This window comes from Oscillibacter ruminantium GH1 (assembly GCF_000307265.1).
Classification (GTDB): Bacteria; Bacillota; Clostridia; order Oscillospirales; family Oscillospiraceae; genus Oscillibacter; species Oscillibacter ruminantium.
Window position 1 is genome coordinate 112918 of sequence record NZ_DF158896.1, and the last position, 24851, is coordinate 137768.

General features: G+C 54.2%; 23 protein-coding genes. 20 read left to right on the forward strand and 3 right to left on the reverse strand.

Features of this window, described 5'->3' with window-relative positions; all coding sequences use genetic code 11:
• Window positions 1-16: 16 nt before the first annotated feature.
• From ON16_RS00625 to megL, 5 genes are read left to right on the forward strand one after another with little or no spacing between them, the layout of a single operon-like run.
• Window positions 17-1006 carry a 2-hydroxyacid dehydrogenase gene (locus ON16_RS00625; RefSeq protein WP_040658566.1) on the forward strand — a complete coding sequence of 330 codons (990 nt, stop codon included), beginning with the start codon at window positions 17-19 and terminating at the stop codon, window positions 1004-1006.
• 22 nt (window positions 1007-1028) lie between these two features.
• Entirely contained in the window at window positions 1029-2468 is a 1440-nt protein-coding gene (locus ON16_RS00630; protein ID WP_040658567.1) for an FGGY-family carbohydrate kinase, read from the forward strand.
• A gap of 35 nt (window positions 2469-2503) precedes the next feature.
• The gene (locus ON16_RS00635; RefSeq protein WP_040658569.1) at window positions 2504-3169 is read left to right on the forward strand and encodes an L-fuculose-phosphate aldolase; all 666 of its coding nucleotides are present in this window, start codon (window positions 2504-2506) and stop codon (window positions 3167-3169) included.
• A gap of 12 nt (window positions 3170-3181) precedes the next feature.
• Window positions 3182-4372: an iron-containing alcohol dehydrogenase gene (locus ON16_RS00640; RefSeq protein ID WP_040658570.1), complete on the forward strand. Its 1191-nt coding sequence runs from the start codon at window positions 3182-3184 to the stop codon at window positions 4370-4372.
• A gap of 33 nt (window positions 4373-4405) precedes the next feature.
• On the forward strand, window positions 4406-5605 hold the full coding sequence (megL, locus tag ON16_RS00645; protein ID WP_040659769.1) for a methionine gamma-lyase: 1200 nt from the start codon (window positions 4406-4408) through the stop codon (window positions 5603-5605).
• Between the two features lie 592 nt (window positions 5606-6197).
• Here megL and ON16_RS00650 read toward each other — a convergent pair.
• Entirely contained in the window at window positions 6198-7604 is a 1407-nt protein-coding gene (locus tag ON16_RS00650; RefSeq protein ID WP_040658572.1) for an alanine/glycine:cation symporter family protein, read from the reverse strand.
• Window positions 7605-7775: 171 nt separating this feature from the next.
• Complete coding sequence (gene glsA, locus ON16_RS00655; RefSeq protein ID WP_439645728.1) at window positions 7776-8705, reverse strand: glutaminase A; 930 nt, start codon at window positions 8703-8705, stop codon at window positions 7776-7778.
• A gap of 327 nt (window positions 8706-9032) precedes the next feature.
• On the opposite strand from glsA, the gene ON16_RS00660 reads away from it, so the two are divergent.
• Window positions 9033-9956, forward strand: a complete 924-nt coding sequence (locus ON16_RS00660) for a LysR family transcriptional regulator (RefSeq protein WP_040658577.1) — start codon at window positions 9033-9035, stop codon at window positions 9954-9956.
• Window positions 9957-10583: 627 nt separating this feature from the next.
• Window positions 10584-11939, forward strand: a complete 1356-nt coding sequence (locus ON16_RS00665; protein ID WP_158441596.1) for a GGDEF domain-containing protein — start codon at window positions 10584-10586, stop codon at window positions 11937-11939.
• 50 nt (window positions 11940-11989) lie between these two features.
• Here the strand turns inward: ON16_RS00665 and ON16_RS00670 are convergent, their stop codons facing one another.
• Window positions 11990-13108: an amidoligase family protein gene (locus ON16_RS00670; protein WP_040658580.1), complete on the reverse strand. Its 1119-nt coding sequence runs from the start codon at window positions 13106-13108 to the stop codon at window positions 11990-11992.
• Between the two features lie 652 nt (window positions 13109-13760).
• On the opposite strand from ON16_RS00670, the gene ON16_RS00675 reads away from it, so the two are divergent.
• From ON16_RS00675 to ON16_RS00735, 13 genes are all read left to right on the forward strand, one after another.
• Complete coding sequence (locus ON16_RS00675) at window positions 13761-14420, forward strand: D-sedoheptulose-7-phosphate isomerase (protein WP_040658582.1); 660 nt, start codon at window positions 13761-13763, stop codon at window positions 14418-14420.
• 13 nt (window positions 14421-14433) lie between these two features.
• Window positions 14434-15909: a D-glycero-beta-D-manno-heptose 1-phosphate adenylyltransferase gene (gene rfaE2, locus ON16_RS00680; RefSeq protein WP_051131444.1), complete on the forward strand. Its 1476-nt coding sequence runs from the start codon at window positions 14434-14436 to the stop codon at window positions 15907-15909.
• A complete protein-coding gene (locus ON16_RS00685; protein WP_040658584.1) occupies window positions 15906-16472 on the forward strand; it encodes a D-glycero-alpha-D-manno-heptose-1,7-bisphosphate 7-phosphatase in 567 nt (188 codons plus the stop codon). The genes rfaE2 and ON16_RS00685 overlap by 4 nt, the downstream gene beginning before the upstream one ends.
• Entirely contained in the window at window positions 16469-17245 is a 777-nt protein-coding gene (locus ON16_RS00690) for an ABC transporter permease (RefSeq protein ID WP_040658585.1), read from the forward strand. The genes ON16_RS00685 and ON16_RS00690 overlap by 4 nt, the downstream gene beginning before the upstream one ends.
• 12 nt (window positions 17246-17257) lie before the next feature.
• Entirely contained in the window at window positions 17258-17989 is a 732-nt protein-coding gene (locus tag ON16_RS00695) for an ABC transporter ATP-binding protein (RefSeq protein ID WP_040658587.1), read from the forward strand.
• 64 nt (window positions 17990-18053) lie between these two features.
• On the forward strand, window positions 18054-19022 hold the full coding sequence (gene rfaD / locus ON16_RS00700) for an ADP-glyceromanno-heptose 6-epimerase (protein WP_040658588.1): 969 nt from the start codon (window positions 18054-18056) through the stop codon (window positions 19020-19022).
• A gap of 41 nt (window positions 19023-19063) precedes the next feature.
• Complete coding sequence (locus ON16_RS00705; RefSeq protein ID WP_040658589.1) at window positions 19064-19294, forward strand: hypothetical protein; 231 nt, start codon at window positions 19064-19066, stop codon at window positions 19292-19294.
• On the forward strand, window positions 19291-19950 hold the full coding sequence (locus ON16_RS00710; protein ID WP_040658590.1) for a hypothetical protein: 660 nt from the start codon (window positions 19291-19293) through the stop codon (window positions 19948-19950). The genes ON16_RS00705 and ON16_RS00710 overlap by 4 nt, the downstream gene beginning before the upstream one ends.
• A 12-nt stretch (window positions 19951-19962) precedes the next feature.
• Window positions 19963-20766, forward strand: a complete 804-nt coding sequence (locus ON16_RS00715; protein WP_040658591.1) for a hypothetical protein — start codon at window positions 19963-19965, stop codon at window positions 20764-20766.
• A gap of 1 nt (window position 20767) precedes the next feature.
• The gene (locus ON16_RS00720) at window positions 20768-21220 is read left to right on the forward strand and encodes a hypothetical protein (RefSeq protein WP_040658593.1); all 453 of its coding nucleotides are present in this window, start codon (window positions 20768-20770) and stop codon (window positions 21218-21220) included.
• 62 nt (window positions 21221-21282) lie between these two features.
• Window positions 21283-22881 carry a glycosyltransferase family 9 protein gene (locus tag ON16_RS00725; protein ID WP_040658595.1) on the forward strand — a complete coding sequence of 533 codons (1599 nt, stop codon included), beginning with the start codon at window positions 21283-21285 and terminating at the stop codon, window positions 22879-22881.
• A complete protein-coding gene (locus tag ON16_RS00730; protein WP_040658596.1) occupies window positions 22878-24026 on the forward strand; it encodes a glycosyltransferase family 9 protein in 1149 nt (382 codons plus the stop codon). The genes ON16_RS00725 and ON16_RS00730 overlap by 4 nt, the downstream gene beginning before the upstream one ends.
• Before the next feature lie 3 nt (window positions 24027-24029).
• Window positions 24030-24848, forward strand: coding sequence for a glycosyltransferase family 2 protein (locus ON16_RS00735; RefSeq protein ID WP_040658598.1), 819 nt, complete (start codon window positions 24030-24032; stop codon window positions 24846-24848).
• Window positions 24849-24851 lie beyond the last annotated feature (3 nt).

The window sequence follows — 24851 nt, forward strand, 5'->3', positions numbered from 1 at the left end:
AAAGGAAGTCTGAAACATGAAATTGTATGTAAGAGCGCCGTTTTCCGACAAGTGTCTGGAAGAATTGCGCAAGCTGTTCGACACGGTGATCTACGAGCCGTGGACCGTAACCGGCGAGCGCTACTATGAGGACGAAATGCTGGAGCATCTTTTAAAGGAACAGCCCGATGCGCTGATTACGGAGCTGGACCGCGTGACGGAAAAGGTTCTCAAGGGCTATGACCGACTGCAGTTCATCGGGGACTGCCGCGGAACCCCCGCCAACATCCAAGTGGACGCCTGCACCGCCGCCAGCGTGCCGATCCTGTGCACGCCGGGCCGCAACACGCAGGCGGTCGCCGAGATGGTGGTCGGACTGATTCTGGCGTTTTACCGCAAGATTCTCCCCTCCGTGCAATGGGTGGAGGATGGCAAGTGGGTTGCCGGGACAACACCTTATTATCTCTGGATGGGCAACGAGCTGCAAGGAAAAAAGATCGGGTTTGTGGGGTTTGGCCGCATCAGCCGGGTCGTTGCCAAAATTCTCGACGGCTTTGAGTGCGACATCTCTTTTTACGATCCGTTCATCCCCGGCGATCAGGGCCATTATCACAAGCGCACGCTGGAGGAGATATTCTCCGAAAGCGACATTGTGACGCTGCATCTGCCGGTGCTGGACACCACCCGCGGCATGATTACCGAGCCGCTGCTGCGGTCTATGAAAAAGGACGCGCTGTTTGTCAACGCGGCCCGCTCCGCGCTGGTGGATTACAAAGCACTTCGCGGCGTTTTGGAGGAGCAGAGGATTCGCGGCGCGATTCTGGACGTGCTGGACAGCGAGCCGCCCACGCCGGAGGATGTGTCCATTGGAAGATTGCCCAATGTGCTGCTCACGCCCCACATCTGCGGAGCTACCTACGAGGTGACGGATCACCAGTCCGACATTCTGGTGGACGGTATCCGCAAGTGGATGGCCGGGGAGCAGTTGGAGACGGTCGTTTACAACCGAGACGTATTGAAACAATGACCGCTGGATACGGAGGAGCATCATGAGCAGATATTATCTGGCGGTGGACATGGGAACCGGAAACTCTCGTGTGGCGATTGTCTCCTCGGATGGAACCATCTTGGATATGCGCTCGTTCACAAATCCCTACTACCGGGACGAGCGGTACGAGGATGCGCAGTATTTCCTGCCCGAGGAGTGGGCGGAAACCATTCTTCGCGGATGCCGGGAGCTTTGCGGTGTGCACCCCGAAATCCGTGTCAGCGCCATTTCCTCGGCGGGGGCAAGGCAGAGCATTGTGCTGCTGGATCGGGAAGGCAAGGCGTTTTACGGGCTGCCCAACATCGACAATCGGGGCAGAGCCTATATGACCGAGATACCCGATCAGGAGGAGATTTACCGCATTTCCGGCAAATGGGTGACAGAGGACTTTGACGCGGCAAAGCTGCTGGGCTTCCGAAAGCTCTATCCCCAGCAGTATGCGCGAATCCACAAAATCACCAGCCTCAGCGAGTGGATTGGGCAGATCTTTACCGGACGCGTCGTGATCGAGCCGTCTCAGGCCTGCGAAACGCAGCTGTATGATATTGGAGCGCGCGTGTGGTCGGAAAAGGTGTGCGGTTGCTACGGCATCGACATGGCGATCCTGCCGGAGCTGTGCCCCGCCGGGACGGCGGTGGGCCCGGTGCTGACGGAGTACCGCAGACTGCTGGGCATGACGGAGGACGCGGTTTTTGTGGTCGGCGGCGCCGACACGCAGATCGCCCTTCGCCAGACGGGCATCGGCGTGGGGGACATCGCCGTCGTCTCCGGCACCACCTCCCCGGCGGTCACGCTGATGAAGGAGAAATTCTATGACCCCCGTCAGCGCGTCTGGACGGACGCGAATCTGGGCGGGCAGACCTATCAGATCGAGATGAACCCCGGCGTTACCGGGCTGAATTATCAACGTATCCGCTCCATGCTGGCGGGGGACTTGAGTTATGACGCGCTGGAGGAGGCTTATTCCAAGAAGACGGCCTTCCATTGCACCGCCTCCTTCTCCTCCCTGCTGTTCTATGAGCGCAGAGCCTTGCGCCGCGGCGGGTTTTTCATGCGCTCCCCGCTGGACGCAGCGGTGGATCGAACCGATTTTCTCTGGTCGGTGCTGGGCGACATCGCCTGCTCCATCTATGAGCAGTCTGCCAATCTCCGCACGCTGACAGGCAACCGCTCAGACCATGTATTGGGCTGCGGCGGGGGCTTCCAGTCCCGGACGCTGTGCCAAATGCTCAGTGACTTGACCGGCTGTGAGCTGCATCTGCGCCTCGGCTTCGATCAGGCCACCGTGCAGGGTCTGGCGCAGGTCTGCAACGAATGTCTGGGAGAAGCGAATGTTTTGACAGAGCAGCGGCAAATCGTTTACCGTCCCCGTAAGGATCAGCTGATCCATCGGTATTACCCGGAGTGGCTGGAGAATCGAAACAAGGCAAACCAAGCATAATTTATGATATTAAGAACAAGCAGGAGGAAATCCCCATGATCATGCAGGAAGAAAGAGAACTGGTTGTCGAGTACGGAAAAAAGATGAGCGCGGCGCGTTTGAGTACCGGCACCAGCGGAAATATCAGTATCTATAATGCCGAGAAGGGGCTCATGGCCATCAGCCCTTCCGGTATGGACTATTTTTCCACCCAGCCGGAGGATGTGGTCATCACCGATCTGGACGCCCATGTGGTAGACGGCGCGCGCAAGCCCTCCAGCGAATGGGCGCTGCACACCATTTTTTACAAGAACAAGCCGGAGGCGCGCTCTGTGGTCCACACCCATTCCGTGTACTGCACGACCTTTGCCGTTCTGGGTCAGCCCGTCCGCGCGGTCCACTATGTGATTGGCGACGCGAATACGGACACCGTGCCCTGCGCACCCTATCAGACGTTCGGTACTGTGGAACTGGCGGAGGCTGCCATCAAGGTCTGCGGAGACAGCAACGCCGTTTTGCTGGGTAACCACGGTCTGGTGGTCTGCGGCGGCAGCATCCAGAGTGCCTATTCTCTCGCCTGCAACATGGAGTATATTGCCGAGCTGCAATACCGCGCCATGTGCATCGGTACGCCCAATGTCCTCGACAAGGAGGAGATGGACAAGGTGCTGGAAAAATTCAAGACCTACGGCCAGACGCCGGGAAAGAAAACCGGATATTAAGGAGCGTTTTGTGTGAATTCATTTGATTTTTACAGCCCCACCTACTTTATCTTCGGCAAGGAACGGGAAAAGGAAGTGGGCGCCTATGTGAAGAAGTTTGGCGGCAGCCGCTGTCTGGTGGTTTACGGCGGACAGTCCGCAAAGCGGTCGGGCCTTCTGGATCGGGTGAAGGATTCGCTGGAAGAGGCAGGCGTGTGCGTGGAGGAGTTGGGGGGCGTGCGCCCCAATCCCCGAGACGGCCTTGTCTATGAAGGGATCGAGCTGTGCCGGAGACAGAAGGTTGATTTTCTGCTGGCGGTGGGCGGCGGCAGCGTGATCGACACCGCCAAGGCCATCGCCATGGGCGCTGTCTACGAAGGCAACTTTTGGGAGTTCTTTACCGGAAAGACCCCCGAAAACGCCCTGCCTGTCGGCACCGTGCTGACGATTGCGGCCTCCGGCTCCGAGGGTTCTCCCGATTCCGTGATTACCAATGAAAAGACGCTGGAGAAGAACGCGGCGGAGGCGAATTGTCTGCGGCCGAAGTTCTCCGTGCTGAATCCCGCTCTGACAGAGAGTTTGCCGCCCTTTCAGACGGCCTGCGGTGTGACGGACATCATTGCCCACGTATTTGAGCGGTATTTCACCAACACAAAGGATGTGGAAATCACCGACCGTCTGCTGGAGGGTGTGGTGCTGACCATGCTTCATGAGAGCAGACGCGTGATGGCCGACCCCCGCAACTATGAAGCCCGCGCCAACATCATGTGGGCCGGCATGGTCTGCCACAACGACGTGCTGGGCGTTGGCCGCCAGCAGGATTGGAACAGCCACCATCTGGAGCATGTGCTCTCTGCCAAGTACGACTGCGCGCACGGCGCGGGCCTTGCGGTCGTCATGCCCGCTTGGATGACCTACTGCGCCCGCCACCATGATCCTGCCCGCTTTGCGCAGATGGCGACCCGCATCTTCGGCTGCCAGATGGATTATGAAAATCCGCTGAACACCGCGTTGGAAGGCATCGAGGCGTTCAAAATTTTCCTCAAATCCATCGGGATGCCGCTCACCTTTGCGGAGATCGGCGCAGACCCAGAGAGCATTCCGGAATTGGTGGAGATGAATCGCATTGGCGACGGGAAGACGGGCGGCTTTGTGGCGCTGGACAAGCAGGCACATTATGACATTTACGAGCTGGCGGCAGGCCGGAAAAAAGGAAGCAAATAACCGCTTCGGCGGACATTAGAAGGGAATCGAATGATGGAAAACGAACAAAAGCTGGGTTTTGCGACCCGCCAGATTCATGTTGGGAAAATCAAAGACGCATCCGGCGCTCTGTGTACACCGATCTATCAGACGTCCACGTTTGAATTTGAAACCGTCCAGCAGGGCGGCGCCCGCTTTGCCGGTGAGGAGCCGGGCTACATCTATTCCCGCCTTTCCAATCCCTCCCTGACGCAGGCGGAGGAAAAGCTGGCATCCTTGGAAAACGGCGAAGCCGCGCTGGCCGCCGCCTCCGGCATGGGCGCCATCTCCGCCGCATTGTGGACGAGTGTGGTTGCGGGCGATGAGATTTTGGCCAGCGACACGCTGTACGGCTGCACGTTCTCCTTGCTCTGCCATGGAATGACCAAGTTCGGCGTGGATACGAAGTTTATCGACATGGTGGACATTGAGAATCTCAAGAAGCATCTCACGCCCAAGACCAAGGTCGTCTATTTTGAGACGCCCTGCAACCCGACGCTGAAGATTTTGGACATTCAGGCCATTGCCGAGGCTGCCCACCAGTACAATCCCGCCATCCGCGTCATGGTGGACAATACCTTCTGCTCGCCCTATTTGCAGCGCCCGCTGGAGCTGGGCGCGGATGTGGTGGTTCACAGCGCCACCAAGTACATCAACGGCCATGGCGACGTGATTGCGGGCTTCATCGTCGGCACGGTGGAGTTCATCGGTCAGTGCAGAACCGTTGGTCTGAAGGACATGACCGGGGCGGTAATGAGTCCGTTTGACGCGTTTTTGATTGCCCGCGGTCTTAAAACGCTGGATATCCGCATGGAGCGCCACTGCGCCAACGCCCGCAAGGTAGCGAAATTTTTGCACAGTCACCCCGCGGTGGACAAGGTCTACTATCCCGGTCTTCCTGATTTTGAGGGCTACGAGGTTGCCAAGAAGCAGATGAAGGATTTTGGCGGCATGCTGTCCATCGAGCTTAAGGCCAGCCGGGAGGAGGTCGCCAATGCCCTCAACAAGCTGCAGCTGTGTACCATTGCGGTGTCTCTGGGTGACGCCGAGACGCTGGTGGAGCACGCCGCAACCATGACCCACTCCACATATACGCCGGAGGAGCTGGCGGCCGCTGGGATCTCCGAGGGGCTGGTCCGCATCTCCGTTGGATTGGAAGACCCCGACGATATCATCGCCGACCTCAAGAGGGTTCTTGATACCCTCGTCTCCTAAAATGCAGGGAGGCCGCAGAACCTGAGACATCCGATGAGCATACGCGCTCAAAATGAATCTCATTTCCGTATAAAAAGCGCAAAAAGAGGACTTGTTTTGCGGCTGCTCAACTATATAGAATTTTTCCAATACGAACGAGGGGCGGGATTTTATCCCGCCCCTCTGAGCGTAAACAAACCCGGCTTGCAAGTTGAGAGCAAGCCGGGTTTGAGCCGTAAATGGGGACAAGAAGAAAAATAAGTGCGCCAGACGATCTTTCCGCCGATGCTTTGTTGATTCTTTGGATTTCCACGCGCGAAGGGCGGCGCTGATTTTATCCCTATCCGCGTATACCGAAACCTGTGTATCAAGTGTTTTTATTGCCTCCGAGGGATGTATTATATGGAGACTCCGCTGAAATGTCCGCATAGCCGCGATATAAAGGCCCGAGAAAGGCGGACGGAGGATTCTTCTGCATGAGACACAAAAGCACGCTTGCAGCCACGCCAAAGCATGGACGAATTGTGAGGACAAAAGCCGCGTCTTTCCCCGGGTTGTCCGGAGAAAGACACGGCTTTTTTACAAAACGGAAAATTTTCAGTTGGAGCAGCGCTTACTTCCAGTAATCCAGCTGGTCCGCATCCATGCCGATATCGGCGGCGTGGAAGACCGGGTTTTGGCCTGCCTTCTTCTGCTCGCAATAATCGCGGCAGGCTTTCACCACCACGTTGCTCAGAACCACGCACGCAGGGAGGTTAATCATGCACATGACCGCCATCATAATATCCGCGATGTCCCACGCGGCGGCCATCGGCAGCGCCGCGCCCACCAGAATCACCACCGCGCACAGCAGACGGAAGCCGAGCATAAAGCGCTTGCTGGGAGTTTTGCGATGGATAAAGGTCAGGCAGTTATCCACATAGAACAGGTTGCCCAGCAGCGTGGTGAACGCAAAGAGCACCATAGCCACCGTGACGAACACGGGGCCAAAGCCGCCCATAATGGTTTCCACGGACTTCTGCACATAGGGCGCGCCGGCAATTTCGGCAGTGGGCTCCACGCCGGAGCACAGGCACATCAGCGCGGTAGCGCTGCAAATGAGGATCGTGTCGATGAACACGGAGAGCACCTGCACCAGTCCCTGCTTCACAGGGTGAGAGACGTCTGCCGCAGCTGCCGCGTTGGGGGCGGAGCCGACGCCCGCCTCGTTGGAGTACAGGCCGCGCTTGATGCCGTACATCATGCAGGAACCGGCAATGCCGGAGAAAATCGCCTGAAAATTGAAGGCGTCGCGGAAAATCTCACTGAACACGGCAGGAATGAGGCTTGCATGGGAAACCAGCACAACTAGGGAAACCACAATGTACAAAATGCCCATCACGGGAACGATGGCCGTGGTGGCCGCAACCACGCGGCGGCCGCCGCCCAGAATGCACCAACCTACCAAAACAGCGAGGACCGCGCCGATGATCCAAGGGGAGATAGCGGGATCATAGAAGCTGTACACCGCGAAAGTGGATTGCAGGTTATAGGACGCCAGCATGTTGAAGCCTACCGCATAGGTAAAGATCAGGCACACGGCAAACAGCACCGCCAGACCCCGGTTGTGCAGAGCTGTTTCGATGTAGTAGGCGGGGCCGCCGTAGCTGTCGCCGTTCTTGTCGCGGCGCTTGTAGATTTGAGCCAGCGTGCTTTCCACAAACGCGGAGGCGCCGCCGATAATGGCGATCAGCCACATCCAGAACACCGCGCCATAGCCGCCCAAACATACCGCGGTGGACACGCCCACGATGTTGCCGGTGCCCACGCGGGAGGCTGTGGAAACCATCAGCGCCTGGAATGAGGAGATCTTGCCCTCGTTGGAGGGCTTTTCCATGACCACGCGGATCGTCTCCGGGAACATGCGAAGCTGCACAAAGCCCGTGCGGACAGAGAAGTACAGGCCGGCCGCCAGCAGGAGAACAATCAGCACCGGGTAGTACAAAAAGCTGTCCAGTCCATCTAAAATCGTCATTACCATGTTTTTTACTCTCTCTTCCCTTTTTTATTCAACCGGAAACTTTAACGTTTTGCCGCATTCACTCATGAAAGTGTGCGGGCAAACGAACCCATCGACAAAGCATCCCTCCCCTTGCCATTGCCAAATCTTACGCAGCGGTATCTTGCAGCTGCCGCCGCGCAGTTTCTTTAGTTATATCATAGAATTGGAGCCGGAAAAATAGTGAAGCCCCAAATAATGAGAAAGATATTCCATCACGCGATAGGCTCCCACACTATTTCCCTTTGGATCCAATGCGGGATTAAACACCGCCAGTCCCATTTTCCGCTCCACAGTGCCCATAATACCGCCGCCCACGCCGCTCTTGGCGGGAATCCCCACCTTCATGGCAAACTCGCCGGAGGCATCGTACATACCGCAGGTCACCATCAGCGTCTTGACGATGCGAACGATCCAATCGTCTAACAGATGCTCGCCGCTGCGGGGGTCCACCCCATTGTGGGCCAACACCAACGCATAGTTGGCCAGATCCTCCGCGTTGACGCTTAAAGAGCACATCCGGAAATAAAGATCGACCACATCTTCCGCGTCATACTCCAAAATATTGTCGTCTTCCATCAAATATGCCATGGAGCGATTTCGCATACCCGCCTTTTTCTCCGACTGAAACACCGCTTCATTTAGATGGATCGTGTCCCGGCGGCAGAGCCGCCGTGTCAGCTCCAGAAACTCTCCAAAGGGATCCTTCACGTCCATACAGCAGCTGGCGGTGGCGATTGCTCCTGCGTTGATCATGGGGTTGAGTGGGTGGGCAGTCTTCGTCTCCAGCCGCACCAGAGAGTTGAAGGCGTCTCCGGTCGGCTCCACGCCCACCTTGCTGAATACTTTTTCGTACCCCGCCACCTGCAAGGCCATAATCAGCGTGATTGTCTTGGAAATGCTTTGAATCGTAAATTCCTGCTGCCAATCGCCAGAGCGATACACTTCGCCGTCCGTTGTGATGAGGCAGGCACCCAGCTGCTCTGAGTCTCCCTTGGCCAGCTCGGGTATATATGTGGCAACCTTTCCTGTATGCAGAAAGGTTCTTGCGTAATCCATCGCATCGTTCAGGGTACGCTCAATCAGCACATTGCGCGCCATAATCTCCGTTCAACTCCGTTCCGGTCTACCCGCGCCATTTGCCGTTGGCAGATCGCTTGATTTTGATAATATCTTAACATACTTTTTCTTAAAAAGATAATAGGGATCTCCGATAGGGTTATCAAACAACGTATATAACAAATTCACCCTTTTTTATCTATAAATTTTGTTTATTTTGCATATTGCTTCTCTGCCCCACAAGACGTTGAAATGCGATATAATAAAAATCGGTTATTATGCAACATGCCTGCTGTCCACATATCGAAGGCATTTTCCCGGGATTGTGTTTTAGGAAAGAGAGTGTGCGCAATGGATATCAAGCATCTGGAATTTTTCTGTACGGTGGCCCATTACGGGTCGATCAACAAGGCCGCACAGGAGCTGTATATTTCTCAGCCGCATCTCAGCCACATTATCCGGGATATGGAGGCCGATGTGGGCGTACCTCTGTTTCAGCGCACAAAGCAAGGCGTCACCCTGACCCATGAGGGGCAGAATTTTCTGGAGCATGCCAAGGTGATCCTCAAGGAAATGGAAACCTTAAAGCAGGTTTCCTGCCGCACGGAACCGGAGGGCGACCGTCTGCTTATTTCCATGACCAAATTTACACACACGATGGAGAGCTTCAATGAGGTCTGCATTGGGCGCCAGCATCTTCCCCGGTTCACTTATCTGCTTAATGAAGGAGCAACGCTGGATGTAGTCTCCGATGTGGAGGAACGCATTTCCGATGTGGGATGTATTCATTTTGCCAGCCATGAATCGCAGCGGCTCCACAATTTGCTGGCGGACAAGGGACTGATTCTGACGCCGCTGGCTACCATGCCGCCCCATATCGTTATCTCGAAAAATCATGAGCTTCTGCGCCAAAAAAGGCCTGTTACGCTCAAGAATCTGCGGGATTACGGCTTTGTGCGCTATATTGGTCAGTATGAGGATTTCATCTATAACATTTCCACGGAGGATCATCAAACGGATCTGAACAACTCCTCCCGGATCATCTACGTATACGGCCGCGCGGCCCTGATGCATCTGATCGCGGTGAGTAATTTTTATACCATCGGCATTCAGGGGTTTTCTACGCAGGACTCTTTGTACCAATGCGCCTCGATTCCCATCAAACACTGCAAAGAACAGTTGGAGTTCGGCCTTGTCACGCGGCGGGACGCCGCTTTGTCCGATGCAGAAAAAGAATTTGTGGAAAATGTCACCGCACGCTATCGGGCGCTTTAATGCGCTCCTGAATTGTATGCAGCCGTCTCCGCGCAGGAATTTTACTGCCGGGGCGGCTGCTTTTGTCGTTGCGTCTACCAAGGACCATGCGCAATGGAGATCATTCGGATTTTAGACCACATCTGCCGCTTAGCTTATCTGAGAGAAAGCGTTGCATTTTACACAATTTAATACGTTTCTTTCTTGCTTTGATTGTGTTGTTTTCATATATTTATTGACATAATTTATCAAAAGAAATATCATAGAACCAAAGAAGTCTTTTGGCTGCGGTGCATGATATTTTGCCGGGAATCGGGACTCTGCTCAAAGAAAAAATTCCCATAACCAAAAAATTAGACGACTCAATTGACGCGGAAAAGCCGGGAGATGCGCGGAAATGTCGGGATGAACGGGGCCATTCCCAAGCCTGCGAAGCCGGACATGTTCTATTAAACCATCCAGATATCGACTGGCGCGGGATAAGGTAAACGCGCTGAGAAAAACGAGGGTAGTATGAACCAAAAGAAAAATCTTCTCCTGCTGGTGATTTTTTTTATTTTAATCAGCACCTCGTTTTTCCTTTCGCCGGTTTATCTGAGCGGGGAGAGCACAAAAGAAACACCCGAGGTGGAGATATTCCCGAGAAATATGTATCGAGAAACAATCCATGTAGTCGCGGATGTAGACTATGCGCCCTATTCCTATCTTGGAGACGACGGCTCGCCAACGGGGCACGATGTGGAGTTGATCAGCGAGATCGCAAACAACATGAGAGTGAACCTCGACCTTCGGCTGACGACCTGGGACGATGCGATCAACGCCGTGAAAACCGGGCAGGCAGATGTTGTAATGGGGGCAGATGTCATTGCGGACGATTCGGGGGCCGGAATGTTGATGACCATTCCGCTGACCAGCGATACCATGACCGTATTCGGAAAGGAAAGCATCGAGTCGGTGGGCGAGCTGTATGGGAAAAAGATTGCCGTGATTGAGAGCAATGGCGCAAAGGCGCTTCTGAAATCCTATATGCTGGATCCCTACTGCACCGCCTATGCAACGTATACAGAGGTGTTCGAGTCGGTGGAGTCTGGTGAAAACGACTATGCGGTGTCCAACTATTCTGTGGGTTCACAAATTCTGAAAAGGCTGCAGGTCAACGATATCAAAAGCACGGGCGTTGTTATCATGCAGAACTATTTTTGCTTCGGTGTGCGGGAGGATGAGCCGGAACTGCTGGACAGAATCAACTCCGAGCTGGTGAGCTTGTCCGACGGCGGCGAGATCAGCCGCTTACAGAAAAAATGGGTCGGTAGTAGCACGAATGTGCAGAGTCTGCCTGACTTTTTTCGGGAGCATGCGGGTTTGGTCTGGCTCTATATCGCGGGTGTGATTGCCTTGCTGACCGCTTTTTTGACAATCACCATCATCAGTGCAAAGAAAAATGAAAAGATGCTCCGCCGGCAGGCGGAAACCGATCCGCTGACCGGCCTTGCGAACCGTGCCTTTGCGGAAAAGCTGATCGGCAGTATTCTTCAATCGGAGAGTGAAGCCGCAAAACGGGCGCTTTTGATTCTGGATATTGACAATTTTAAGCGGGTCAACGATACGCTTGGGCATCAGCAGGGGGATTCTATCTTGAAGAGCATAGCGGACGTTCTCCGCAAATCATTTCGCGAGGCCGACGTTGTAGGCCGCCTTGGCGGAGATGAATTCTTTGTGCTGATGCAGGGCGTTCAGGGAAAAACCAATGTGGAAACCAAGGCGAAGGAAATTTGCGGAGCCGTGGCGAAGGTCTGTTCTGCAAACGACTCTGAGTGCCGGGTGAGCACAAGTATCGGCATCGCGCTTAGTCCCGAGCATGGGAACAATTTTACCCAGTTGTATGCCCACGCCGATGCCGCGCTCTACCATGTAAAAAGCAACGGCAGAAACGGATATATGATTTACAGTGGCGAATATGCGGCGCAAAATGCGGTGGAAAGCCGCCTGCTTGACATGGATTAGAAGGGCGGGAATGGCTGCTGTGGGGTGCGGACGGATTGAAATCATGCACATCAGTCGTTTATTTGAAGCTGATACTCTTCCGCCGCGGAGAGCGGCTCATTGACGTACAGCCGCCGTTCCTTCAAATATTGAATTAGTTCCGGATACCGCTGGGGCAACAAATGGGATACAAACTCCGTCCAAATCAACTCCGACATCTCCTCGTCGGAATAGGGAATCGCCGCGCTGCAAAGCTCGTCAACGAGCTCCAGCGTGGCGATCAGTGGGTTGTATTTCAGGGTTCCGCGAAAGATGCGAAACGCAATGGTGCAGTCATTGGTGAGATTGACGCAGGCGTAGCGCTCGGCACAGGAAGTTTTCGCGCTGTCCGGAACCTCCTTGGGACTGTCCTTCCGTCCATAGCGAGCCGCCCCTTTCTCCAACTGCCGCTTGGTGCGGCGAGAAAACCGTAGTAACTCGTTCCGGTGGTTTTCTACGAAGAAGAGGATGCGGGCGATGGCGGCTTCCTGTGCCTCCTCGGTTTTGCCAAAGCTGTTGCGGTTGACGTGGACGTGCAGACCACAAGTCTCCGCGCGGTGGCTGGAATAGCCCTCTGCCAATGCCGCCTCCATTACGGCGGCCCGGGGCATCTGTGCCTTGTGATAGTCCAGCGTCATGGGGTGGGTCACGATTTCCATTCCCTCGTTCAGGGAGCCGTCGTGCTTGATGTAAATGTGCTCCGCGTCTCGGTTTCCAATGTCCATCAGTTTTTTTGCCACGGAGTCCTGTTCCCCGCCGTTGTCAATCTCCAGCTCCACGCCCAGATAGCGGGTACCTTCGCCGTAGAAAATGGGAGTGGGCTTGTAGTAGGACTGGATTCCCCTGCGGTGGCTGTCGATGCAATTGCAGCAGTAGGGAACGTCGCTGTCGTCCACGTAGTACGTATGGTCGTTGTGAATCAGGCGGCCGCAGTCAGAGCAGCGGTGGTAGTACTCGTCGTAGCAGTCCTGACAGAGCGTGGTGTTGGAATCGCCCTCGCTGTCGTCGAACCAGATCCGCTCCCCACAGCGGTCGCAGACGGCGGTCAGCTCTGCAAGGCAGGTCTCGCACAGCATTTGTTCGTCGAAAAGAGTCTGCTCTCCAATGGAAAATTCCGCGCCGCAGTGGTCACAGGTAGAGGTCTCCATCATTTCAACTTCCTCCATAATTACAAAATGAGGCCTTGGGAAGCTATCCCGGGGCCTCTGCATTTATAATATATCTCGAAGAGCAGGCAATTCGGATTCCAGCGCGGGCAAGTTGAGGGTGGATGGGTGCTGAGGAGAGGGGAGGAAACGCTGCAATTTTACGAATGCGTGGAGGGCGGATAAGTGCTACATCCGACTCGCCAACCTTACAAAATCGCCGCTGACCATGGTGGATGAAGGGTGTATTGCTTTTTCTTCTGCTGTGGAGCCCTATCTGCGTATCCTCTTGCTGGAGATGTGGAGATTTAAATTATACTACCAAAACATTGTGGTTGGCAGGCGGGGCAACGGCTGAGAATCAATTCAACAAAAGCGAGAAGGTGTATAAGAGATATTTGATGGGGTGAAGAATAGATTATCAGATAAAACCATAGTCAGTTGCTGTGATTTGGGGTTTATGATCAGCTGCTTTACATTGAAAGGGACTTGTTGTATAATAAAATCAATTTATGTATTTACAATTGTATGCTATTTGGTCGTGATAAATAAGTTCAATTCATGTGAGCTGTTCTATACATTCGATTTCGGATTACCTGATATTTTTGTCTGCAGGGCTTTACAGGCCGGAGTTTATTATTTGAGAAAGAGAGCTTTTATGAAAAAGAAAGAGTATTCTACCGAAGAAATATTTGACAATTTATTTCTCCGTTACCCTGTGCTTAATGTGTGTCGCCGTGATATTCAGGGTGCATATGACCACATGGCGGAAAGCTATCGCAGGGGCGGAAAGCTGCTGGTCGCGGGCAATGGCGGCAGCGCTGCCGATAGCGAGCATATTGTGGGAGAGCTGATGAAGTCGTTTCTATTCAACCGCAGGATCGACCCTTCTTTTGAAACAGAACTTCATAGACTATTTGGGGCGGACGGGCAGTCGTTGGCGGATAAGATGGAGGGGGCACTTGCTGCCATCCCTCTAACGTCTATGCCGGCGCTGTCCTCTGCCTTTTCTAACGATGTGGATGCCGCGGTTGGATTTGCTCAAATGTTGAATGGGTACGGAAGTAAGGACGATGTGTTTTTGGGTATCACCACCTCGGGCAATTCTCAAAATATTTTATATGCGCTCATGGCTGCCAAGGCCAAGGGGATCTTCACCGTGGTCCTGACGGGGGAAGGGGGCGGTAAGGCAAAGGCGCTTTGCGATGTGTGCATCTGCGTTCCTAGTTCCCAGACCTTTGCCATTCAGGAATACCATCTCCCCATTTACCACGCCATGTGCGCCATGTTGGAAGCAGATTTTTTTGAAGAAAAGTGAGTGAGAACAGGAAATGACCATACGAATTGAAGAACGGCTTGCCCAGTTTGACCGCCTGACGGTGCTGGTGGCAGGCGACTTTATGATCGACCAGTATCTCAGCGGCACCAGTACGCGGATATCGCCGGAGGCGCCGGTGCCGGTGGTGCACATCAAAAAAACCTTTTTCCGGCTGGGCGGCGCCGGCAACGTGGTGCGCAATCTGGCGGCGTTGGGTGCAAAGCTCCGTGTCGTGCTGGAGGTGGGGGACGATGCCAACGGCGCGATGCTTATAGGAGAACTGGCGCAACTGGGGGCGGATCTGACCTACGCCCGGCAGACGCCGCAGGTGTGTACCAGCGTCAAAACGCGGGTGCTGGCGCAAAACCAGCAGTTGCTTCGCTTTGACGAAGAGGATATCCGTCCGGTTTCATCTGAGTGGGTCGAAGCCCTACGTCTGCAAGCGGATTCGTTGTTTTCAGGCATAGATATGGTGCTGTTGTCGGACTACGGAAAAGGAGCGCTCACCTCGGAGATGACGGCTTTTTTGATTAACGAAGCAACCAGCCGGGGGATCGGCGTAACGGTGGACCCTAAGGGCACAGACTATTCCAAATATGCCGGGGCAACGGTCTGTACGCCCAACCTCAAGGAACTGATCGAGGCGGTGGGCGCGGATCGTCTGGAGACGGAGGACGCTATCTATCAGGCGGCGGAGACGCTCTGCCGGCAAAACAACATCGAATATATGCTCACGACCCGCTCGGAAAAGGGCATGTCCCTGCAGCGTAAGGGCGCGGCGCAAAAGCAGGATTTTCCGGTGGTCTCCAAGGAGGTCATTGACGTGACTGGCGCGGGGGATACTGTGATTGCTGCCTTTACCCTGTGCTATGGCGCAGGCTTCCCGCTAGAGCTGTGTTGCAAGCTGGCCAACGTGGCGGCGTCCATCGTGGTGTCCAAGACCGGTGCAGCAACCGCCACCCGCGAAGAGATTTGCGCCGTGCTGGAGGACATGGGGCACGAGCGCTGCAAAATACGGACTGCGGATGCACTGCGCACCGTGGTGAAGCAGCTGCATGAAGCAGGCAAACGGGTGGTGTTCACCAACGGCTGCTTTGATTTGGTGCACGCCGGACACATTTCCTCATTCCGTCAAGCGAAGGCGTTTGGCGATGTGCTGATCGTAGGCGTCAACAGCGACGACTCCATTCGCCGGATTAAGGGTCCCCGGCGGCCCATCGTGGGGCAGCAGGCCCGGCTGGCGCTGCTGGAGGCGCTGGATATGGTGGATTATCTGGTGCTGTTTGACGAGGACACGCCCCAAACGCTTATCGAGCAGCTCTGTCCCGATGTGATGGTCAAGGGCAAGGACTGGGAGGGCAAGAGCGTGGCCGGGGGCGAGTTCGTTCGCGCACACGGCGGCCGCGTGGAATTTATTGAGCTGGAGCAGGGACTGTCCACCACGCAGATCATTGAACAGGTGTTGCGCGCCTATGGAGAGAGCATATGAGCCGACGAAAAGCAGTGTTTCTCGATAGGGACGGAACCCTGATTGTGGAGCGGAACTATTTGGGCGACCCAGCGGGGGTTGCGCTACTGGAGGGCGTTCCGCAGGCGTTGAAACAGCTGTCCGACGCAGGCTTCCTGCTGGTGATGGTTACAAACCAGTCGGGAGTGGCGCGAGGCTTTTTCACCATGGACGATGTGGCACGGGTCAACGGGCGGGTGGAGAAGCTGCTGGAGCGGGAAGGCGTTCGCCTGGACGCGGTGTATGTCTGCCCGCACCATGAGCAGGGGATCGTGCCGGAATATGCGGTTTCCTGCGTCTGCCGCAAGCCCAAGCCGGGCATGGCACTGGCAGCGGCAAAAGACTGGAATTTGGATCTGTCCGCAAGCTATATGATTGGGGACAAGCCTGCCGACGTCAGCTTTGGCAGAAATTTCGGCGCACGGGAAAGCTATCTGGTACGCACGGGCCACGGCACCGAGGCAGATGCTGGAGACTACGTGGCGGTTGCTGGGTTGACCGAGGCGGCAGCAGATATTTTGAGAAAAGATAGGGAGAACCCATGAGCGCATATTTAAAAAAATTTATCCAATACAGGGGCCTTTTGTCTCAGCTGGTCAGCAAGGACATCAAGACAAAATACCGACGCTCAATGCTGGGCTATCTGTGGAGCGTTTTAAATCCACTGATGATGATGATGATCCTGACGGTGGTGTTTTCAACCGTTTTTCGAAACGACATTCCTAATTTCCCTGTCTATTTTCTCACAGGGCAGCTTATTTTTAACGCGTTTTCCGAGGCAACCAATACAGCCATGTCCTCGGTCATCAGCAATTCTGCGTTGATCAAAAAGGTGTATTTCCCGAAATATATTTTGCCCGTCTCCAAGGCTGGCGCCGCCTTCGTCAATTTTGTGCTCTCCCTGATCGCGCTGGTGGTGGTATTGGCCCTCACCAAAACCTCAATTAGCTGGGCAATTCTGCTGTTGCCGCTACCGTTGCTGTATTTGTTGCTGATTTCCACCGGCGTGGGCCTTTTTTTGTCCGCGCTGGCGGTGCGGTTCCGGGATATTGTGCATCTGTACGGCGTAGTGCTTACTGCGCTGATGTACTTGACTCCGATTTTCTACCCAATCACGATTTTGCCGGACGCAGCCAGACAGATCGTCAGCTTTAATCCGATTTTCCATATTCTTGAGATGTTCCGCTGCGTGGTGATGTATAGAACTGTGCCAAGTTTAAAAGCGAATCTAGTGTGTATGGGGTTTTCCATCATTGCATTGTGTGTTGGGATGCTGACGTTTAAGAAAAATCAGGATCAGTTTATCCTGTATCTATAAGGAAGTGAACCGATGGAAAGTACAGCCCTCTCAGTCGATGGCGTGACGATGCAGTTTAATCTCGCCAAGGAGAATGTAGATAATCTCAAGGAATATGTGATTCGCAAAATTAAGCGCCAACTGAACTATGAGAAATTTTGCGCCTTGCGAGATATATCCTTTACGCTGGAAAAGGGAGACTCGCTGGCAATCATTGGGAAGAACGGCAGCGGTAAAAGCACACTGCTGAAGGTGATCTCTGGTATTATTCGGCCCACGGCGGGGTCAGTGACCGTGAACGGCAGCATCGCGCCTCTGATTGAGTTGGGCGCGGGATTTGACCAGGATTTGACTGCGCGTGAGAACGTGTTTTTAAACGGCGCAGTGCTGGGGTACGACAAGAAGTTCATGCGGGAAAAATATGACGAGATCATTGATTTTGCAGAGCTGTGGGATTTTGTGGATGTGCCTGTTAAAAATTTTTCCACCGGCATGGCCGCCCGGCTGGGTTTTTCCATCGCGACTATTATTACACCTGAAATTTTGATCGTGGATGAAATTCTCGCGGTGGGCGACCACGATTTTCAAGTTAAATGCGAAAACAAGATGAGCGAGATGCTCTCTCGCGGGGCCACTCTGCTGTTCGTTTCGCATTCCGAGGAAAAAGTGAAACAGCTGTGCCGCAGAGCGCTATGGCTGGATCACGGAAGGGCGCGGATGCTGGGGTCGGCCGACGAGGTCTGCGACGCTTATTTACAGGCATAAATGCAGGCGGCAGCCTCCGGGCGGAGGGCTGCCCGCGCTGTGACAAATGGAAAGGTGAGAAACTATGAGTATTATCGTAACAGGCGGCGCAGGCTTTATTGGGAGCTGTATTGTTCGTATGCTGAACGATATGGGCCGAGAGGACATCATCATTGTTGACAACATTGCCAGCACCGAGAAATGGAGAAATCTGCGCAACAAGAAGTATCTGCAATACTATAACCGTTCGGATTTTCTGGCGGAGCTGGCTAAACTGGCAGGCGATGTGCAGTATGTGATCCACATGGGCGCGTGCAGTTCCACCACAGAGCTGGATTTTGACTATCTCAATCGGAACAACTTTAACTACACGAAAACGCTCTGGAACTTTTGCGCGCAGAATCATGCCGGATTTATCTATGCCAGCAGCGCCGCGACCTATGGCGGCGGCGAGTTCGGCTTTGACGACAGGGACGATATCCGCCGTCTGATGCCCCTGAACGGCTATGGCTATTCCAAGCAGATGTTTGACCTGTGGGCGCAAAAGCAGACGTGTGCGCCGCCCCAGCATGTAGGGTTCAAGTTCTTTAATGTTTACGGCCCCAATGAATACTTTAAGGGGAGCATGGCTAGCGTGATCTTGCATGGATTCTGCTCTGTACAGGAGACCGGAAAGATTAAGCTGTTCAAATCCTATCGGCAGGGCTATGAAGATGGCGGCCAAACCCGGGACTTTGTATATGTCAAGGATATTTGCAAGGTGATTCGCTTCATGATGGAAAACCCGCAGGTCAGCGGTTTGTTTAATCTGGGTACCGGCAAGGCACGGACATTCCACGATCTGGGCTGCGCCGTGTTCCGTGCGCTGGAGCAGGAGCCGAATATTGAGTTTGTAGAAATGCCGGAGAGCCTGCGGCCCAAATATCAGTATTTTACCGAGGCCACCATGGACAAGCTGGCTGCAGAGGGCTATCGCGAGCCTTTTTACTCGCTGGAGGACGGCGTGAAGGACTACGTGCAGAACTATCTGGCAAAGGACTTTTTGATTTATTGATTCAATCATGGGCTGGCAAAAGACAGATATAGGAGATGCATATGGGCGAAAAGATCAAGGTTCTGACACAGATTAAACTTGGAGAGACGGTGCTGGATGTGGAATTGAACCACGGCACCGATTCCAGCGGGTACAGGGAGATCCATATCCAGAATCAGAAGCTACGTCTGGCAATGCCGGAAACGGAATTTTTACAGCTTGCCACAAGCGTTTTGCTGGCAAAACGGCAGTTGGAGCTCTTAAAAAACAAGCGGTATGGCGGGCAAGAATGATGTATATTGAGCGAACTCTGATCGATGAATTTTTTTCCGGGTTGAACGCCGCAAACATTCAATATGTATTGATTAAAAATATTGGAGCGGAGCTGCCGGATCGGTTGAAAGATGGAAAGGATATCGACATTCTGGTCCATCCGGATAGCGACCCTGCCTTTGTGCGCGTCATGCAGGAAATGGACTTTCAACGTGTGCCGCCTCCACTGGGGGTACAGGCTGGATGGAGCTTTGGCTACAAGCTTAGGGAGTATCAGTTTTGGAGCCAACAGGAGACGGCACAGCATTTTTACATCGATGCTTTTGAAAAGCTGGCCTGCAAGAGTCTGAGCCCGAAGATGTGGATTCCCATTGATACTTTTGTCAATGACTCTATCTGGCGCAATCGGGTGTTTGACAAGAAAAATCAATGGTGGTGTATGGACGAGGAGAATCTCGCCGCATATCTATTGATTCGATGCGTATTTGATAAGCACACTTTTAAAAAAGAATACATTGCGGAAATTGAAAAGCGCGAGGCGCTGTTTCAAGAGGAGGCAGTGATTCGAAAGCTGCAGACGGTGTTTTTTGCGTACACGCCGCGCCTTCTGGCGTTGATGCGGGAAAAGAGATATTATGAAATCTTTTCGGATTACCTTGCGTTTGACGAATATTGATAGGAGGACCCCATGAGTAATCCTGGTGTCATAAAGCTTGCATCTCTGGCTGATACCGTGGAGGATTTTCCTTATCGGTTTGAAATTGAAGACAATATAGGAGAGGCCATCCATATCCATTATAGAGATTTTCGACTTGATTTGACAATTAAAGAGTTTGTAGCGTTGGCAGGAAGCATGGAGCAGGTCATTGAAGCGCTTGTGCCTGTTGCGGGCTTTTCCTGCAATCAATTTGACAAGGTCAATTTAGTGGGTCTGGCTCGAATGCTGCCGGATTTGGTAAGGATTGAGGAGGATCGGATTGCACTAAAGGAGTTACTGGTTGAATCTGCGGACGAAACCGGTCAATCTGTTTGCTGCGGCCTTGAGCGATCTAGAATTGTTGCGGCGCTGCGGGGCAATACTCACGAGAACGATCGTCGGGAGCAGGTCAATTATTACAATGCGCACGATGTTCGGTGTCAAACCAATGCGGAACGACTGGCGTATAATTTGCAGAAGATCAAAACGCAAGGATACCCTGATTCGGAGGAGCGCATACTGCTGTTCAACCATTCCAACCTGATTCGAGACGGGGGACACCGGGCAGGTATTTTGTATATGCTGTATGGCGGCGACTATCAGGTTCCTGTCCGGCGTCTCTTTTTCAGAGGCGGAATGTATAGCGAGGCGGAGCAATCGAAGCAGGAGAGCCTCCGTCTGGCAGGAGAGCCGTCCTTTACAGTCAAAGGAAATGAAATTGAGATTGATATCCATTCACTGCTGAAGGATACCGGATATAGCGGTGTGGCAGCGGTGGTGGAGAGAGAAGTGTAGTATGTTTACTGAAAAAATTCGTCAGGCCTTTCGTCAACTCCGCGAATGCAACGAGCAGCTTCAAACGGTTCAGCAGCAGCAGAAGGAATTAATGGATACGCTGTTGCTGATGCAGGATGCCAATGCGGCGGCCTTCTCGGAGCTGAAGGAAAGAATCATTCATGCTGAAAACAAGATAGACGGCATCACAGACCGCGCGGTGTCTATTGAGAACAAGATAGACGGCATCACAGACCGCGCGGTGTCTATTGAGAACAAGATAGACGGCGTCACAAATCGCGCGGTGTCTATCGAGAACAAGATAGACGGCGTCACAAATCGCGCGATATCCATCGAGGGAAGAACCGATGAATTGATTGTTCGTGCAAAATCCATCGAAGGCAAAGAAAATGACATAGCTGAAAAATGGAAAAAAACAGGAAATGTGCGAATTAAATTGAAGGGCCTGAACTAAGCCACACAGCAGGACCGTGGCACCCGGCAAATAAGAACAAAGCGTATGGTGGGAGAAAAGAGATGGGTTTTTTAAAAAAGCTACTCAGCAAACTCAAGGCAAGCCTCTATGTATTAAAAAAAGCTGAAATTCTCCAGAATGTTGTCAACAAGGAGATTGGCGGAGAATATGACAATCTGTGCCATCAGTGCTACTTTAACGAGCGGTTTCAGGAGCAGCAGGTAGAAGGCATGCTTCCGGACCTCTCCCGACTGCGAATTTCAATCTATCTTGGCGGAGCATTAGGGGATTATATTGTTTATCTACGGCTGGTGGATGAGCTGAGCGCGGTTTGCGACTGCGACTTGGATCTCTTTTTGGACCGCATTGAGTTTGGCGAATTTATCTATGGCGGCAGACAGAATGTAACCATTGTACATGACATTTACAACAATTTGTTTGTCTCATCGACGGCGCACTATGACCTTGCCCTCCATGTAGACCACGGCGCAACATTGAAACACATAAATTTAGGGGCAATCCGCGCAAAGGCACCGGATTTTTACCATACAGCCTGCAAGATTGAAGAAGCTCTGCTTAGAAATGAACTCCACATTTCCGATCAGCACCAGCGCGAGAGTGTAATTCTCCGCCGGGCAAAATTTGCTGGGGATACCAAGTGGTCGCTGCTCTCCTGCGGCGGCGCGGTGGACATGGGCGGAATGTATTCAAACATCCTGCTGGATATGCGGTGGCTGCCGGTGCTGGAACGGCATGCCCTGACGGGACGGCGCTACATCACCGTGAACTTTGGCGCGGATAAAAACATGGGAGGCACCGCGCAGACAAAGCTGCTGCCGGTGTCCACCCTGACGGAATTTATCGCGGCATTCAAGGTAGCGAACCCAGACCTTCTGGTGGTGCAGACCGGCGTGAAAAATAGTCTGGAGCTTGATGGAGCGGATCGGTATGCCTTTGACTGCAGGCTGGAGGAAACGGCAATCTTGCTCAAGAACTCCCTCCTGCACGTGGACTGTGAGGGCGGTCTGGTCCATTTGGCGTCCCAACTTTCCACCCCCTGTGTGGTGAGCTTTGGCCCCACGCCGTCCTATTATTACGGCTATCCGCGCAATGAGAACATCGTTTCGCCGGTGTGTGGGGAGTGCATGTCCGTCATCGGACAGTGGAGCAAGGTCTGTCCCCGGGGTCTGCAACGGGCGGCGTGCATGGCGGCAATTACGCCCCAAATGCTTTTGGAGCGGGCGGAAAAGATCCTGAAGAAATCACTACCCACACAAGGCCTGGAACCCGTTCAAATGACGCTGCGTGCTGCGGTGCAGGACGTACGGGCAGGCCAGCGGGTCTGCTTACTCGCTCCGCTGGGTACTGAAACATCTGCCGCAGCGCAGGCATTGCGGAAAAAGGGCTGCATTGTCAGCGTCTATCTCCCACTCCACTTGGACTCTGAAATTTGTCAAATGCGCAGCGTGTTAAAAAAGCAGGGCATTCGGGTGGAGTACGGCGACGCATTCAACACGGCGGCGGCCACCGGTTCTTTCGATTGCGTGCTTTGCCGTGCTGCGGGAATCGGGGCAGAGCTGCGTGACTTTGCCCAGAAGGAATGCGCCCGGCTGGCGGCAGTCGATGGACAGATCGTCTGGTACGGCGCGGAGAGCATATGAACAGCAGCTTCAAGCAACGGTTCAAACAGATGATAGGAACACTGATCTATGGTAGCTTGCTGACGGTTTTCCCGTTTCCACGAAAGCAAACCACAGAAAAGTCCTCCCCGCCCCGCGAGGTGGCGGTGGTCTGCCTTGCGGCGTTGGGCGACTTGATCACCTTTTGCCCTGCTGCACAGCAAATGAGCGCGGAGGGACTACGCCTCACCCTGATTTGCCGGGAGGGTACGGGGATTGCGGAGTTTGCCGCAGAAACCGGACTTTTTGAGGCGGTCATCGCGCTGCCCCATGCTTTCCGAAGCCGCATCGCCAACCTGCGGCGGCTGGGCAGGCTTTCGGTGGAGCTGGTGGTGGTTGCTCCGGTGCAACGGCACATCCTCTCCGACCTGTATGCACTGGCGATTCCTGCCCAGCGGCGGGTTTTGCCGGATACGGTTGCGGGCTGCGCGCACCTCGGGCTGAAAAAGAGGGTGGATCGTCAGGTGGAGCTGGTTCCCGTGACGGTGCAAAACGAGCTGGGGCGATACGCCCAGTATTTGGAGCCACTAGGACTGGCGAGCGGGCCGCTGGCACCCTTTGTATTCCGTAAGGAAAACAGGACCCGGCAGAAGACGGAGCCTCCCTATGTGGCGATTTTCCCGGGTGCTGGCGGCGGCATTTTCAAATGCTGGCCGCCGGAGCGCTTTGCCTGGGTGGCTCAACAGTTGGCCCGGAAGACGGGCTGCCGGATCTTGATTTTCGGCACTGCGGGGGAGCGTTCCCTGTGCGCAGCGCTGGCAGCTCTTTTGCCGGAAATTGCCCAGGATTTTTCCGGACAAACTACGCTGGCAGAGCTGGCGCAGAGGCTGAACGGCTGCTGCCTGTCGCTGACCAACGACTCCGGCAGCGCGCATTTGTCCATTGCCCACGGCGTCCCCACGGTCATTGTCTGCGGTGGCTGGGAATATGGGCGTTTTTATCCGAATCCGACTCTGCCGCCGGATTGTCGGTCGGTCTTGGCGGAGGCACTGCCGCCGTGCGTCCCCTGCGGGCAGAGCAAGCCGCTCTGCTCCGGCGGCGCTTGTGCCCCCTGCGTCGCGGCGGTGCGGCAGGAGGCGGTTCTGGAAGCGGCGCTGGCCTGTATGACGGAAGGGGAGAAGGGGTAAACAATGAAGGTATCTGTTTTAATGGGCGTGTATAACGGCGCCGACACGGTGGAGCGCGCCATTTCCTCCATTTTTCAGCAGACCTTTCAGGACTTTGAGTGCATTGTGTGCGACGACGGCTCAACCGATGACAGCAGCGCGGTTCTGTGCGCCTGTCAGCAGAAGTACGGGCCGCGGCTGGTGCTGCTGGAAAATGAGCATAACCGCGGCCTCGCGCCCACGCTAAACCGCTGTTTGGCGGCAGCTACGGGGGCGTATATTGCCCGGATGGACGCGGACGACGTTTCTGCGCCGGAGCGGCTGGAGCGACAGGTGGCGTTTTTACAAACCCATGAGGACGTGTCCTTTGTTGGCTGCTGCGCCGAAAAGTTTGACGAAACCGGCGTGTACGGCGAGTTTTGCTATCCTGCCTTTCCCAGCGTGAAGGACCTGCGGTGGAACGCCTGCTTTATCCATCCCACGGTACTGTTCCGACGGGAAGCGCTGGAGGCCGCACGGGGATACGACGAGGGGGAGAGCCGCGTGCGCTGCGAGGACTACGATTTGTGGCTGCGGCTCTATGCCATGGGGCATCACGGCGCGAATTTGCAGGAGAAGCTGTTCTTTTATTACGAGGGGAGCGGCAATCTGTGTAAGCGGAAATACCGCTATCGAGTCAATGAGGCGGTGGTTCGCGCCGCAGGCTTTCGGGCAAACAAAATGCTGCTGCGGAGCTTGCCCTACGTGGTAAAGCCGCTGCTTGTGGGCTTGCTGCCGGTGAAGCTGCGGAACAGACTTCAGAAGATGTGGCAAAAGAACGAAAGCGGGACTTCTTGTATATAGTTG

Excerpts from the sequence above, each read along its gene's own strand:
- ON16_RS00685 (WP_040658584.1), top strand. The coding sequence starts at position 15,906 with ATGAGCCGACGAAAAGCAGTGTTTCTCGATAGGGACGGAACCCTGATT.
- megL (WP_040659769.1), top strand. The coding sequence starts at position 4,406 with ATGGAAAACGAACAAAAGCTGGGTTTTGCGACCCGCCAGATTCATGTT.
- ON16_RS00665 (WP_158441596.1), top strand. The coding sequence starts at position 10,584 with ATGTATCGAGAAACAATCCATGTAGTCGCGGATGTAGACTATGCGCCC.
- ON16_RS00695 (WP_040658587.1), top strand. The coding sequence starts at position 17,258 with ATGGAAAGTACAGCCCTCTCAGTCGATGGCGTGACGATGCAGTTTAAT.
- ON16_RS00690 (WP_040658585.1), top strand. The coding sequence starts at position 16,469 with ATGAGCGCATATTTAAAAAAATTTATCCAATACAGGGGCCTTTTGTCT.
- ON16_RS00650 (WP_040658572.1), bottom strand. The coding sequence starts at position 7,604 with ATGGTAATGACGATTTTAGATGGACTGGACAGCTTTTTGTACTACCCG.
- ON16_RS00735 (WP_040658598.1), top strand. The coding sequence starts at position 24,030 with ATGAAGGTATCTGTTTTAATGGGCGTGTATAACGGCGCCGACACGGTG.
- rfaD (WP_040658588.1), top strand. The coding sequence starts at position 18,054 with ATGAGTATTATCGTAACAGGCGGCGCAGGCTTTATTGGGAGCTGTATT.
- ON16_RS00705 (WP_040658589.1), top strand. The coding sequence starts at position 19,064 with ATGGGCGAAAAGATCAAGGTTCTGACACAGATTAAACTTGGAGAGACG.
- rfaE2 (WP_051131444.1), top strand. The coding sequence starts at position 14,434 with ATGACCATACGAATTGAAGAACGGCTTGCCCAGTTTGACCGCCTGACG.
- ON16_RS00725 (WP_040658595.1), top strand. The coding sequence starts at position 21,283 with ATGGGTTTTTTAAAAAAGCTACTCAGCAAACTCAAGGCAAGCCTCTAT.
- ON16_RS00720 (WP_040658593.1), top strand. The coding sequence starts at position 20,768 with ATGTTTACTGAAAAAATTCGTCAGGCCTTTCGTCAACTCCGCGAATGC.
- ON16_RS00715 (WP_040658591.1), top strand. The coding sequence starts at position 19,963 with ATGAGTAATCCTGGTGTCATAAAGCTTGCATCTCTGGCTGATACCGTG.
- ON16_RS00630 (WP_040658567.1), top strand. The coding sequence starts at position 1,029 with ATGAGCAGATATTATCTGGCGGTGGACATGGGAACCGGAAACTCTCGT.
- ON16_RS00675 (WP_040658582.1), top strand. The coding sequence starts at position 13,761 with ATGAAAAAGAAAGAGTATTCTACCGAAGAAATATTTGACAATTTATTT.
- ON16_RS00660 (WP_040658577.1), top strand. The coding sequence starts at position 9,033 with ATGGATATCAAGCATCTGGAATTTTTCTGTACGGTGGCCCATTACGGG.
- ON16_RS00635 (WP_040658569.1), top strand. The coding sequence starts at position 2,504 with ATGATCATGCAGGAAGAAAGAGAACTGGTTGTCGAGTACGGAAAAAAG.
- ON16_RS00710 (WP_040658590.1), top strand. The coding sequence starts at position 19,291 with ATGATGTATATTGAGCGAACTCTGATCGATGAATTTTTTTCCGGGTTG.
- ON16_RS00670 (WP_040658580.1), bottom strand. The coding sequence starts at position 13,108 with ATGATGGAGACCTCTACCTGTGACCACTGCGGCGCGGAATTTTCCATT.
- ON16_RS00730 (WP_040658596.1), top strand. The coding sequence starts at position 22,878 with ATGAACAGCAGCTTCAAGCAACGGTTCAAACAGATGATAGGAACACTG.
- ON16_RS00625 (WP_040658566.1), top strand. The coding sequence starts at position 17 with ATGAAATTGTATGTAAGAGCGCCGTTTTCCGACAAGTGTCTGGAAGAA.